The sequence below is a fragment of the Spirosoma jeollabukense genome, from assembly GCF_054777855.1.
Window position 1 is genome coordinate 366,300 of record NZ_BAAHAD010000002.1, and the last position, 13,184, is coordinate 379,483.

Sequence of the window (13,184 nt, forward strand, 5' to 3'; positions counted from 1 at the left end):
AGTAAGCTTAGCACTGTCAGCCCTAACGTAGTAACGGGCAACCGAGTACGACTATCAGGCAACGTATTGAGTGGGCTTGATTGCCGCTGCGAATACCGTGCTGATGGGTATCCCCTTCGTAGACAAACCGGGACAAAGGTTGTCGGATACGTTTACGCAAACTAGCAGAAAAGACCCACTAGCATAAACGCGCTACGTCGTACCGCTCCCGAATAGCTCCTGGCTTGAATAGGCTCAATACATACATGATTGGCTTTAAGAAGTGCCCGGATGAACAGTTACGGAGTTAGGTCACCGAACACAGGTTATTTTGCCACCTTTTTATCAGTGGGCCTCCGACATGGCCTGGGCCGCTAAGGCTACTTCAGCTGCCGACTTCTTCCTGGTTCGCAAAAAGTAAACTAAGGGGAGAATCGCCAGGAAAAAAATGCCCACTAACCGAAACGTATCCAGATAAGCTAGCAGGTAGGCCTGTCTATCCACCGCCAGATCAAGGATTTTATAGGCCCGCTGACTCGCCCCACCCAGCAAGTTAAGGCGCTCGGTGAGCAAGGGGTTAGAGGGGTCAAGGTTGCTAACCAGATCGTAGCGATGCTGGGCATAATCCCGGGTGACAAAGGTGTTTGCTAAGGCAATACCAAAAGCTCCTCCCAATTGCCGAATCATATTATTAAGGGCGATCGCGGAAGGGAAATCCTGGGGTGGTAAACCAGCAACTGCCTGATTAATGAGCGGCAATTGGAGCATCGTTACGGCGAAGACCCGCATCATCTGCGCCCAGAAAAAGTCCCATTGATTAGCCTGTCCATTTAAGGTACCACTATAAAAGCCGAATACCACAAATGTACACATGCCAGTAATAATAAACGGCAGCGGAGAGGCTCCTATCGAAAGCCGTTTGCCAATCAAGGGAAACAGAGGGATACCTACCAGCGTCGGCCAGAGTAAAGAAAGCCCTGTCATGGTGGGGGTAAACCCGTTGATACGCTGAACCAGTACGGGATACACAAAAACGGAGGTAAAGAGCCCAAGGCCGGCTACGAAGCTAAAAATAGTGGTCACCCCCAGCGTTCCCTTGCCCAGTACGCGTAAGTTAACAACCGGGTGGGCGGTGGTTAATTGCCGCCAGACGAAGCCTGCCAATCCGCCAACCGCCGTTATAGAAAGGGTTACAATGGTTTGCGATTCGAACCAGTCGTCAGACTGCCCTTTCTCCAGCACGTATTGCAGCGATCCTACCCCTACACTTAATAGCAGAATGCCCAGGTAGTCGATTTTGATTTGGTGCTTGCGCGTACCTTCGCCGGGTTTTTGGGCAATATAAAGCAGGGTCAGGATGGTGGCCAGAATGCCAATGGGCACGTTAACATAGAAAATATAGGACCAATGGTAGTTATCGACAATCACGCCACCCAGAAAAGGACCCAACGTTGGCCCTAAAATGATTCCCATACCAAAAATGCCGGAAGCCACCCCTCGTTTAGCCGGAGGAAAGGCGTCGAAAATGATTCCCTGCGAAGTAGAAAGCAGTGCTCCTCCGCCCATACCCTGGATGAATCGCCAGAACACCAATTGCCACAAGCTCGTTGAACTGGCGCAGAAATAGGAGGCAATGGTGAAAAGAATGATCGAAGCAACGTAGTACTTTTTTCGCCCAAAATAGTCAGCCAGAAAACCCGTCATGGGGATGATAATGACGTTAGCGATGGCATAGGAGGTGACGACCCAGGCCACATCTTCAATAGTTGCCCCTAAAGCCCCGGCAATTTCATTGAGGGCTACATTGACAATCGTTACATCGATGAGCTCCATGACGGCAGCCGAGATAGCCGTAACAACAATAATAATACGGACCAGCCCGGTTGGCAGGGCAGGTGGACTAAGGGCGGGAGCAGGTTGCATAGACGTAGTAGATAGAAAACTAGGGGCAAAACGAAGAAGTAGTCAATTTGGTTTACTACACGAAATAAATATAAACCCCTTCGGAAACTGACGTTTCTTGAATCAATGAGTGATGTTGTACAACGTTGAAAAACTAACTAATACTGTTCTATCTGGCTATTGACGTTAGTTGTATCCAGGGCAGATGGATTAAACATTGTAGCTGATCATTGTCCGGCAATCTCTCCGTGGTCTGATCTTGCTGATTGTTTCTGGGTAACAAGCCGGGTAAATACCGGCCATCGCTAACGGGTTCAACGCCTGTTCAGTTTACCAAGCTAGTTTCGTTCAACGAAACTGATATCACGACTCGATTGCCTGCGTAATAGTCTTATTTGCCCCCGTGGCTTAGCCATTCAGATCGGTAGGGTAATAGCTAATCAAACACTGTTGGCGCGCAATAGGCTAGTTACTCGTTCGGCTTGTGCTCTTCTACAACCGGTCAACTAATGGATTAAGGCTGTATCGGAGTCCTGTTGAACAGCAACCTGATTGGTTATTGTTTTTCGTCCCGTCAGGAAGACCAGCAGGGCAATTGAAGCTGAGCCTGCCATACCCACCACCATTGGAATGGCCGAAGGCGCTTCGAACAGACTTATAAAAACTGAGATTAGCGTCCCCATTCCCATTTGCAGCGCACCCATCAAAGCCGAAGCGCTACCGGCATTTTTAGCAAATGGAGCCAGCGATAAGGCAGCGGCATTGGGGTTGGTAAAACCGATGCAGCACAGGAAGATGAACAGAAAAGCAATTGTGATTGGCAGCGTCAGCCAACCCCCCAGCGCTACGATCAGAAATGTCAAGGCGATGATAACCTGACCCGTCAAAGCAACGTAGATAATTTGCTCGCTTTTGTAGGTCCGGAGCAGAAGTGTATTTACTTGACTGGACCCGATGAAGCCGACTGAAAGAAAAGCGAATAGCCATCCATATACTTTTTCATCGGTATGAAAAACGTCCATAAATAATATTGGTGAGCCCGAAACATAGGCAAATAGGCCAGAAAAAGCGATGGCACTGGTGAAGGCGTAAGTGTAAAATTGGGGTTCACGCAATACCTGCCAGAAATTACGTAAAATTGGTTTAGGCTTCAATGAGATCGACAGGTCGGGCTTGTAACTGGCTGGCAACCAGAAGAAAACGGCTGCTAAAATAGCAATACCCATGCCCATCAGAATGACAAATACCGTTTGCCATCCATAAGCAGCTGTTACATAACCTCCAACTGTTGGGGCAATCATGGGCGAAGCGCCCACCACCAGCAGTAAAAGGGAGAACACCTTGGCATTGTCTTTGACCGGAAACAAATCGCGCACCATGGCCACCGAGGCTACTGCTGCCGCGCAACTACCGATGGCCTGGATGACGCGCATGAAGATCAGTCGGTCGATACTGGTCGTAAACGCGCAGCCTGCTGAAGCGAGTATATACACAATCAGACCGATGTACAACGGTTTTTTTCTGCCGAAGCGGTCGAGCAATGGTCCATACAGAAGCTGGCCCACGGAAATGCCGATGAAAAAACCTGATAAGGAAAGGGAAACTTTGGCCGCAGTGGTGTGCAGATCTTTGGCAATAGCAGGGAAGCCTGGCAGATACATATCAATCGAAAATGGCCCCAGCGCGGTTAAACTACCTAAAATCAGGATCAGGAAAAAATATGTCTTATTGGACATAAGAAATTAATGGCATAAAAGCGATTACAAACTTAGCCGACTGTATTAGTGGCCATGCTAGCCAATTCAGGCTTGCTATGGATACATAAGTTCAGGCCTAATAATTTCAGGGGCGGTCACCAATTGTTCCCAAACGGGTATACGTAGTTCGACGTGATTGTGGAAGATAAGCGAAAAGAGCCGGTGAAAGATCCACTATTTGTTCCAAACGAATGCTACGGATCGTGATTGACCGGTAATAAAATTGATCAATCACTTATCGATGTACAAGGCAAAAAACGCGCACGAAGTGGAAGCTATTTATGAATATTAAGGGCGAGTTGCAACTCGCCCTCAACGCTGGGACAAGGCCACTGGATGCCAACTGCTTCGATTTATAGGTGAGCGTTTGTCGCAACAATTATTCATGTTTGACCCATTTCCGCTTGTTCCAAACCCTGGAAAAAGCTCCATCCGGGTTAAATCGCCAAAACCTTGGTTCCCGTACCTTCTCTTCAGGAATCATCACCGTCCAGCACTCGCCATTAGGTAAATCAATTAATTCGTGAATGCATGCCGCTTCGACAACGTGAGTCGTACCTGGCCCGCGAAACACATCCTCATGATGCCAATCCCCTTTTTCATTTAGTTGATAAACCCGTTCCGTATAGCCACCTTTCAAGATATGAGTCGTGAAGCGGAAGGGATGGCAATGAGGCCCACCCTTGTCTCTGTCCGTAAAGTGATGCACCACCATATGAAAGGGGGCGTACTTACCCTTAAAATCGAATAGGTGTTTGGTAAACTCCCTGCTCATTTTTTCTTTTCTGTACTTCATGCGTAAACGACCCTGTGAGGGACGGTTGGTTGATTCAAATAGTTACATGAAAATAGGTGTAGGATTAGCTTTGACGTCACGTCAATGGGCTACGGGTAGGGACGAGAAACCGCGTAGGCAATCACTATAACAAAACCTGATGACTTGTTCGTGCCATTCTGCGGACCAGGACGCACACCTGACACCACGTTAATCTACGGGTGAGTACAATTTTTAGAAGCGTATCTGACGGTATTGTTTGATCTGACGGCACATGTCTCTAAACAGGCAGTTATGGCAAGGGCTCAGCCTTGATTCGTTAAATAGGCGAACCGAAGGACTCTATGGAGCTACAGCCAAGTCGTGACGAATTTGGTCTCTTTTTTTAATTAACCCTGATGGTGGTTCCGGCATCGACCGAAATAATGTAAGCTTTCCCGCCTTCCCGCTCAATGGCTTCGGCCACCTTTTCAGGCTTGTTGGGCGCGTAGGCAAACATACAGCCGCCACCACCTGACCCATTGATTTTGCCACCCAGCGCGCCCGCCTGTAAGGCTGCGTCGATCATTCGGTCAATCTTGGGTGTACTGATACGTTGGGCGTCACGTAGATTGGTCTGGTGATCAGTCAGGAGCTGGCCGAAACGAGTATGATCCAGGCCGCTGGGGGCTTGCAAAACAGTCAACGCATCGCGTAGAATATCGCGGTTGGCGAGGTTGCCCTTCAGTAAAATGTACTCGTCTTTCGGTAGGTAATCCTTGACGGTCCGGCGTCCCGGTTCAGTTACCTCGGTGATGTCCGAATGATCCAGTGAAAATGCAGGGTTGATGATACTCAGCTTCTCAATAATCCTTAGCATGCCGAACTTAACCCGACCCAGAATACCGATTGTATCTTTCGGTTCCTGCGAATCGCCAAGAACGAAAGTCCCCAAGTTCGGATGCAGTTCCTGTAGGGCAATCTTCGGTTTTGATTCTAAATAAATGACGTCGCCAACGGCTGTTGAATAATGATCCATCATGCCGCCTGGTTCGCCAAATTCCAGCACTTCGGCTACGTAGGCAAGTTCGGCTAATCGTTCGCGGGAAAACTGCTGGGGTTCGTCGGAAAGTTGAGACAATACGTTCAGCCACGTAACGAGTAGCGCCGACGAACTTGAGGTGCCCGAGTTGATCGGAATATTGCCCCGCACTTCGCCCTCAATGCCCTTCGAAAACGTGAACCCTTCGCGGAGCAGCACGTTTATTCCCGATCGAAAATAATCGCGGATTTTAGGGTAGTGCAGTGGCTTTCCATCAAATGGAATCGTGACTACATCACCAATATCAGGCAAATTCAGGCGAAAGCCGGGTTGCTCAGCCTGTTGAGCATCTATACTAATTCGGCGTGAAATGGCAGCTGCAATAACAGGTAAGCCCAAATAATCCTGGTGTTCACCAAAGAGGCAGATGCGGCCGGGTGTTGATACGGTCATTTTAAACGTAGAAGAAGAAAGAAACACAAGGCCCATAAACAATTCAATGGATGTACTTCGCGGGCCTTATTTTTGACTACTTACCAGCTTGTTCGCTTAAACCCTACTGTTGCGTAATAAAGGATAAACCCAAACAACGGCAGCAATAAGGCATAGGCCATTTTCGGACTAACGGTATCCGTCAGGTAGCCATGTAACAGGGGTAGCAAAGCGCCACCTGATATACCCATAATGAGCAATGCCGATCCGATTTTGGTGAATGGTCCAAGTCGGTTAAGGGCCAGCGGCCACAGAGCAGGCCAGATAGGGGCCAAGCCAAAACCAAGCAGCGCAACACAAAGTACCGACGCAAAACCGCTGGTCAGGAGCGTTGCCACCGTGAAGATCAAGCCATAGGCAGCGCCAAAACGCAAGGCTGTCTGCTGCGAGATAAAGCGGGGAATCAGGACAATGCCAAGGATATAACCCGCCAGCAAGCCATAAAGCGTATAGGTTGTAAAATACTTGGCTTCGTCATTATGGAAACCCAAGGCCTTGCCGTAGTTGATGATCGTATCGCCAGCAATAACCTCCGCACCAACGTAGCAGAACAGTGCTAAAACGCCCAATACCAGATTCGGAAACTGCCAGACGCTGGTGTGCGCCGACACATCGGATGACGTATCGTCCTGCTCTTCCGATACTTCGGGTAAGTTAGAATAGCGAATCAAGGCGGCTAATACGACCAGCACACCCGTCAGAATCAGATAAGGTGATACAACTTTTTCCAGCGAAGCAGCACCAGAAACGGCATTCGCTCCTGTTAGTAACAACCCGCCAAAAATAAACTGGCTGAAAATGCCTGCCAGTTTATTCGCAACTCCCATGAAGCTAATACGTTGGGCCGCACTCTCGCGTGGTCCCAGAATAGTAGCATAGGGGTTAGAGGCTGTTTGCAGAACAGTCAGACCAATACCAATTAGAAACAGGCCAACCAGAAACAACGGGTAGGAAACGGCTTTGGCGGCTGGTACGAAAATCAACGTACCAATCGCCATCACGACCAGCCCCAGCGACATGCCATTTTTAAAACCCGTCCGTTTCAGTACGGCCGATGACGGAATGGCCATCAGCGTATAGGAAATGAAAAAAGCAAAGGCGACCAGATTCGAGCCGACTGTACTTAGGTTGAAAGCCTGCTTGAAAAAAGCAATTAATACACTGTTGACCCACGTAACAAAGCCAAAAATGAAGAAAAGTGCACCGATGATAAGCAGCGGACCCGTGTAATTCTGAGTTTTAGGAGGGGCAGTAGGTGTCATTGTATTACTGAATAATGTAGACTGTATAAGGCAAAAGGAAATAGGGGAGATCCATGGAATTGCTAAACTACGCTTTTCTGCTTTTATTATCCATGCGAGGCCGCCCGCGCGATTCATCAAACAGCATTCATCAGTAGTTATCCGTCAGCCCGAAAATGGGCTTGTTGGCCTTCCACTTGCCCCGTGTGAAGTCGGGAATTTCGATGGGCTTGCTGCCTCCGGCTATACTCTGCTCCGATAAGGGGCTGATAGCACTCCAGACAGCTGCGTCGTAGACGTCGATGGGGGGCGCTGTTTTGTTTTTGATCGATTCGATAAACGCCCGCAGCACAAAAAAGTCAATGCCACCGTGGCCTGCATTTTCGGCCGTTTGGGCGTGGCGTTTCCAGAGTGGGTGGTCGTATTTTTCCTGGTAAGGGGCAAAGGGCTCCCAACTATGAGGCTTGGGGCTGGTACCTTCTAGGTAAATCATGTCGTTGTCGTCCATCCAGATACCCTGCGTACCCTGCGCCCGAAAACCGAGCGAGTACGGGCGGGGTGAGTTCGTATCGTGGATGATGACGATGTTCTCGCCGTTGGCGCACTCGATGACTGTCGTTACTACGTCGCCAAGTTTGAAATTCACTTTCGCATTCGGGTGATCGGGACCGCCTTTGTCCACGACGTATTTGTGCAGCCCCCGGCTTTTAGTGGCCGTGCTGGTGAGGTGCATGAAGCGGTTACCCCGGTTGATGTCGAGCCAGTGCGCCACAGGCCCGAGGCCATGTGTGGGGTAAATATCGCCGTTTCGATCGACCGAGTGCTGCGTTCGCCAGTGTGCTTCTGAATAGCCTTTTGCGCCAAACTCAGCACCGACACCCCCAATCGATTTGCCATCGTTGAATTTGATATTCCGCAGGTCATGCTGATAACCACAGTGAGCGTAGGTCATTTCGCCAAACATCCCCTTCCGAACCATGTTCAGGATAGCCAGTACGTCGCGCCGGTAGCAAACGTTCTCCAGAATCATGCAATGCGATCCCGTTTTCTCGAACGCGTTAACCAGATCCCAGGATTCCTTGAGCGTCACCGTGGCTGAGACTTCGACCCCGGCGTATTTGCCCGCTTGCATGGTAGCTACAGACATGGGTACGTGCCATTCCCAGGGCGTAGCAATCACAACCCCATCAATATCGTCACGCTTGAGCATGTCTTCAAACGCCCTGTCGCCTTTAGTATAGGCAACTGGTGCTTTCCGACCGGCCTTTTCAATCATCGCATTGGTGCGGCTGATGGCTTCAGCATCAGGATCACAGATGGCCGTTATCTCAACATCATCCCGGAAAAGCGCCTGCGATACGTGGCTGCGCCCCCGTGCGCCAACACCAATAAAAGCAAGTCGAACCTTCGGATCAGCGGGTTTTGCGCTCGTCAGAATAGCTGGAAAAATAGAAGTTGCTGCACCGGTGAGGGCGGCCGTTCGAATAAACTGACGTCGTGATGGGGTTTGCATAGAAATGGGTTACCTGCTATAATCCAGAGAGTGGTTAATAGATCAAATAACGATGTTTCGGGGCAAAAAACCACGCTTGAGTACTTTGTAATCAGAAATTCCACCAAACCGTTTTCGGATAGTAGTTATCTACCATCAACGGTTCGCCAATTTGAGGTGTCGTTACGTTGAGGTTTTCCTCCGCGGCTTTTTTCGTCAACCGTTTAATGGGTTCATTCCAGGAATGGATGGCCAGCGAGAACTTAGCCCAGTGAACCGGCAAAATTGTTTTGGCTCGTAAATCCTGAGCCGCCTGAGCAACCTCTTCGGGAAACATATGAATATGCGGCCAGTCTTTGCCGTACTGACCACATTCGAGAATGGCCAGATCGAACGGACCGTATTTTTCGCCAATGGCCCGAAAGTGCGTACCATAGCCAGAGTCGCCACCCAGATATAAATTGTAGCCGTGTAGTTTCAGCACGAAAGCCGTCCAGAGTGTTTTTCCTCGTGTGAAACTACGGCCCGAAAAGTGCCGGGCCGGCACCGCCGTCAGGGAAATATCGGTCGCTACGGGCTGGCTTTCCCACCAGTCGAATTCAACGATCCGGTCGGCCGGAACGCCCCAGCGTTCGAGGTGCGCCCCAACACCCAGGGCTGTATAGAATTTCCTGACTTTCGGAATTAGCTTGGTAATGGTCTCAAAATCAAGGTGGTCATAATGGTCGTGCGAGAGAACCAGCATGTCAATGTCTGGCATATCGTCAACCTTATAGACATCAGCGCCCGCAAAGGCTTTGCCGAAAAACGAAACCGGCGATGTATAGCCGCTGAAAACAGGATCGACCAGCACTGTAACCCCTTTTGATTTGATCAAATAGGACGAGTGCCCAAACCATACAATCGTAGGAACGGAGTCGGGAAGCGCTTTCAGATCGGTCTTGATGGATGGTATCGGCCGGGGTGGAATATTGTCTTTATCTTTCTTGATGAAATCTCTCATCATGCCCACGTAAGATACGTTTTCGGGCATAACGGGCGTAAGCTCTAGATTCTGGAATGCGCCGTCGTGGTAATTTGGGGAATGCGTAATGCGGTCTAACCGGATACCGGCCGGATCGCGGCCAAAAGGTCCTTGTTGCATAAAGGCCACGGTGGCAGCAATCAACCCAGCTAATAAAATAAGTGTAACGAACATAATAGAGCGTAAGCGTTTCATGTGGTGCAAACGGGGGAAACGCCTATCCGGTTCCGTCCTCAACAAAGCTGTCCATAGCCATTGGAACAATACCAAATAAGCCGATGTTATAGAGCCGAACTGATACGTGTTTTGTTTAATCTTTTTTGAAAAACGTTGAACAAAATATAATCCGAGTCAGTTTACTGTTTACTTGTTCATCGCATTCGAAAGAGCGATCTGGCTACTCGCTCTGCTGTCTGCCTGTGTTGTACACAAACTTTGTAACGACAGGTTGATCGAATCCTATTTCGATTCTTATTTATGGAAAATACCAGGGCCGATGCCCCACGGGTTGCTGTGTTTCGGAAAGAACACTTCAACGCGGCTCACCGTCTGAACAACCCTAACTGGTCGGACGAGAAAAACACCCGTGTGTATGGCAAATGCAATAATCCCAATTATCACGGCCACAATTATGAATTGATTGTGCAGGTTAATGGCCCTATTGACCCCGAAACAGGCTATGTCATGGACATGAAGCAGCTCGGCGATATAGTTAAAGAGCACGTTACCGACCGCTTTGATCACAAAAACCTTAACCTCGATACTGAAGAGTTTGCTGACCTGAATCCTTCGGCCGAAAACATTGCCATCGTTATCTATAACATTTTACGTAATCAGCTAAGCGAGGGCTTAGATCTTAAAATCCGATTGTATGAAACTGAACGGAACTTCGTCGAATACCCCATCTAATGGCCACTCATCTACGGAAGCTCAGCATGATGGCCGGGTCACCAATGGTGTTTTGCACAACGGTTCCTCAGTGGATAGCCATTCGGCAACGTGCGATTGCCTGACCGATGAGTTGGTTGACGAAATTGGTGACGCCCACGGTACGTCCTCGATTGATACGCCCATGCGCCCCGATGCATTTAATCTGGATGATGATCTTAAAATTGATCTTATTGAAGAGCATTTTCGGGAAATTATGAACATTCTGGGCTTGGACTTGACTGACGATAGCCTGAAAGGATCGCCACGGCGTGTTGCCAAAATGTATGTAAATGAGGTTTTTAGCGGTCTGAATCCTGCCAATAAACCTACGCCGACGCTCTTCGATAACAAGTTTCGGTACAAGGAAATGCTGGTCGAAAAAGACATTATCGTTCAGACATACTGCGAACACCATTTTGTGCCGATCATCGGCAAAGCCCATGTTGCCTACATATCCAGTGGTAAGGTAATTGGCTTATCGAAGTTGAACCGGGTCGTTGAGTATTTCAGCAAGCGGCCCCAGGTACAGGAACGCCTGACGATACAAATTGCCGAAGAACTGAAGCGCGTGCTGGAAACCGAGGACGTAGCGGTGATTATTGACGCTAAACATTTATGCGTTTCAACGCGGGGCGTTCGCGACATCAATAGCTCAACCATCACCTCATCCTACGGCGGTAAGTTTGAAGAAGAGGCAACCCGGCAGGAGTTTCTACGCTACGTTGCCCAGCCGGGCATAACTATTTAAGTAATCAAAAAGTTGTAGGGTCACTGTGCCGTAAAGTTGGTCTGTTCACCAACCCTTTATGACGTAGTGACCCTACAACTTTTTGATTCTTACCCATGCAAGGCAAAAATATTCTGATTATTGGTGGTAGCTCGGGCATCGGGTATGCACTGGCCAACCAACTTCACCAACAGGGCGCAACGCTCTTCACGGCTGGTCGACGTGTACCGGAAGGCATTCCGGCTACGCATATGAGCTGGGACGTATTGCAGACACCGGCGGCTGATGCCCTTACGCAACTCCCTGAGGTATTGCACGGGTTGGTCTATTGCCCCGGTACTATCAACCTAAAACCCTTTCACCGCCTGGCTATCGATGATTACCGGACAGATCTGGAAATCAACGTACTGGGCGCCGTTGCTGCTGTTCATGCAGCCTATGTAGCCCTGAAGGCGGCTAAAGGAAGTAGCGTTGTTTTGTTCAGTACGGTTGCTGCCAAGCTGGGCATGGGTCTTCATTCGTCGGTGTCAGTCGCCAAGTCGGCGGTAGAAGGATTAACCAAATCGCTGGCCGCTGAATTTGCCCCAAGCAACATTCGCGTCAATGCCATTGCGCCTTCCCTAACAGATACACCTTTAGCAAAGAATCTGCTAAGCAGCGATGAAAAGCGTGAATCGGCAAACAAGCGTCACCCACTCAATCGCATTGGTAGCCCGGACGATATTGCCAGTATGGCGGCTTATCTGCTGTCCGATCAGGCCAGTTGGGTTACGGGCCAGATCATTGGTGTGGATGGTGGCATGGGGTCTATAAAATAGCCTGACTACGTGTAGTCAGGCTAGCAAATGTATTGAATGTGTCGGGTATGATTATACTGTCGCTCCAACGCGGTTGAGCAGCGCTATGGATTTTCGGATGCCGTCGTATTCTTCCAGGGCGTTGCCTTCATATTCAATACCAAGAATACCTTTGAAGCCACTGTCTTTTACAATTTTCAGGATACGATTGTAATCGGTTTCCACGCAATTGCCGTTGGCGTCGAAGTCGTAGAATTTAGCGGATGCCCCTTTCGAGAAAGGCATCAGTTCCTGCGTACCCTGATAGCGGTCATACTCTTCCAGGCAGGAATGCCCTTCGCCACGTTTGATGCAGAAATTGCCGAAGTCAGGCAGCGTACCGACATTTTTCATGTTCACCTGTTTCATGACGCCGGACAGCCATTTTCCGTTTGACGAATAACCGCCGTGGTTCTCAACAATGACATTGATGTTCATCGTTTTGGCAAATTCACCCAGCTTGCTCAATCCATCAACGGCGGCCTTGGCCACTTCTTCAGCAGTACCTTGTCCGGCTGCGTTGACGCGGATGGTTTTGCAGCCCAGATACTTGGCGCACTCCACCCACTTGTGGTGATTTTCAACCGCTTTCGCCCGTTCGGCGGCATCGCTGGCGCCCAGATTGCCTTCGCCATCAATCATGATGAGGTTGTTGGTGATGCCATTGTCTTTGCAGCGAGCCAGCAGATCGTTGAGGTAAGTTTTGTCCTGCGCTTTGTCTTTAAAGAACTGATTGACATACTCAACAATGCTGATATCGAACTCTTTACGGGCAATGCCGGGGAAATCCATATTCGTAATTTTCTTGCCGAACAAGGCTTTGTGCAACGACCATTCCGCCAGTGAAATGTCGAAGAAAAGTTTTTTTGCGGAAGTTTCGGCAAAGGCAGATGGCAGCAGGGCCATGGTCGCCAGTGATCCAGCGGCTTGTTTCAAAAACGAGCGACGATCGGTGGTCATAACGTAACGGGTTTAGTAGATATGAATTCTAAACAAAAGACCGATTTC

The 13,184-nt window shown here is 49.3% G+C and carries 11 protein-coding genes; 3 read left to right on the forward strand and 8 right to left on the reverse strand.

Annotated elements, in window-relative coordinates; genetic code table 11:
- Nucleotides 1-324: 324 nt before the first annotated feature.
- The 7 genes from ACYVEA_RS09910 to ACYVEA_RS09940 form a co-directional block, all read right to left on the reverse strand.
- Nucleotides 325-1,902 (reverse strand): DHA2 family efflux MFS transporter permease subunit, encoded by a 1,578-nt coding sequence (locus ACYVEA_RS09910; RefSeq protein ID WP_461113270.1) that lies wholly within the window; start codon nucleotides 1,900-1,902, stop codon nucleotides 325-327.
- A gap of 485 nt (nucleotides 1,903-2,387) precedes the next feature.
- Nucleotides 2,388-3,617 (reverse strand): multidrug effflux MFS transporter, encoded by a 1,230-nt coding sequence (locus ACYVEA_RS09915; RefSeq protein ID WP_461113271.1) that lies wholly within the window; start codon nucleotides 3,615-3,617, stop codon nucleotides 2,388-2,390.
- Nucleotides 3,618-4,017: 400 nt separating this feature from the next.
- Nucleotides 4,018-4,434 carry a hypothetical protein gene (locus ACYVEA_RS09920; RefSeq protein ID WP_461113272.1) on the reverse strand — a complete coding sequence of 139 codons (417 nt, stop codon included), beginning with the start codon at nucleotides 4,432-4,434 and terminating at the stop codon, nucleotides 4,018-4,020.
- Between the two features lie 364 nt (nucleotides 4,435-4,798).
- A complete protein-coding gene (locus tag ACYVEA_RS09925; RefSeq protein WP_461113273.1) occupies nucleotides 4,799-5,887 on the reverse strand; it encodes a mevalonate kinase family protein in 1,089 nt (362 codons plus the stop codon).
- Between the two features lie 80 nt (nucleotides 5,888-5,967).
- A complete protein-coding gene (locus ACYVEA_RS09930; RefSeq protein WP_461113274.1) occupies nucleotides 5,968-7,188 on the reverse strand; it encodes a sugar MFS transporter in 1,221 nt (406 codons plus the stop codon).
- 130 nt (nucleotides 7,189-7,318) lie between these two features.
- Nucleotides 7,319-8,680 carry a Gfo/Idh/MocA family protein gene (locus ACYVEA_RS09935; RefSeq protein ID WP_461113275.1) on the reverse strand — a complete coding sequence of 454 codons (1,362 nt, stop codon included), beginning with the start codon at nucleotides 8,678-8,680 and terminating at the stop codon, nucleotides 7,319-7,321.
- Between the two features lie 91 nt (nucleotides 8,681-8,771).
- Nucleotides 8,772-9,878, reverse strand: coding sequence for an MBL fold metallo-hydrolase (locus ACYVEA_RS09940; RefSeq protein WP_461113276.1), 1,107 nt, complete (start codon nucleotides 9,876-9,878; stop codon nucleotides 8,772-8,774).
- Nucleotides 9,879-10,160: 282 nt separating this feature from the next.
- On the opposite strand from ACYVEA_RS09940, the gene ACYVEA_RS09945 reads away from it, so the two are divergent.
- The 3 genes from ACYVEA_RS09945 to ACYVEA_RS09955 all read left to right on the forward strand — a co-directional run bounded on the left by ACYVEA_RS09945 (nucleotide 10,161) and on the right by ACYVEA_RS09955 (nucleotide 12,158).
- Nucleotides 10,161-10,592 carry a 6-pyruvoyl trahydropterin synthase family protein gene (locus ACYVEA_RS09945; protein ID WP_461113277.1) on the forward strand — a complete coding sequence of 144 codons (432 nt, stop codon included), beginning with the start codon at nucleotides 10,161-10,163 and terminating at the stop codon, nucleotides 10,590-10,592.
- Nucleotides 10,555-11,361 (forward strand): GTP cyclohydrolase I FolE, encoded by an 807-nt coding sequence (gene folE / locus ACYVEA_RS09950; protein ID WP_461113278.1) that lies wholly within the window; start codon nucleotides 10,555-10,557, stop codon nucleotides 11,359-11,361. The genes ACYVEA_RS09945 and folE overlap by 38 nt, the downstream gene beginning before the upstream one ends.
- A 95-nt stretch (nucleotides 11,362-11,456) precedes the next feature.
- Entirely contained in the window at nucleotides 11,457-12,158 is a 702-nt protein-coding gene (locus ACYVEA_RS09955) for an SDR family NAD(P)-dependent oxidoreductase (protein WP_461113279.1), read from the forward strand.
- 51 nt (nucleotides 12,159-12,209) lie between these two features.
- Here ACYVEA_RS09955 and ACYVEA_RS09960 read toward each other — a convergent pair whose 3' ends face one another.
- Nucleotides 12,210-13,136 (reverse strand): TIM barrel protein, encoded by a 927-nt coding sequence (locus ACYVEA_RS09960; RefSeq protein WP_461113280.1) that lies wholly within the window; start codon nucleotides 13,134-13,136, stop codon nucleotides 12,210-12,212.
- Nucleotides 13,137-13,184 lie beyond the last annotated feature (48 nt).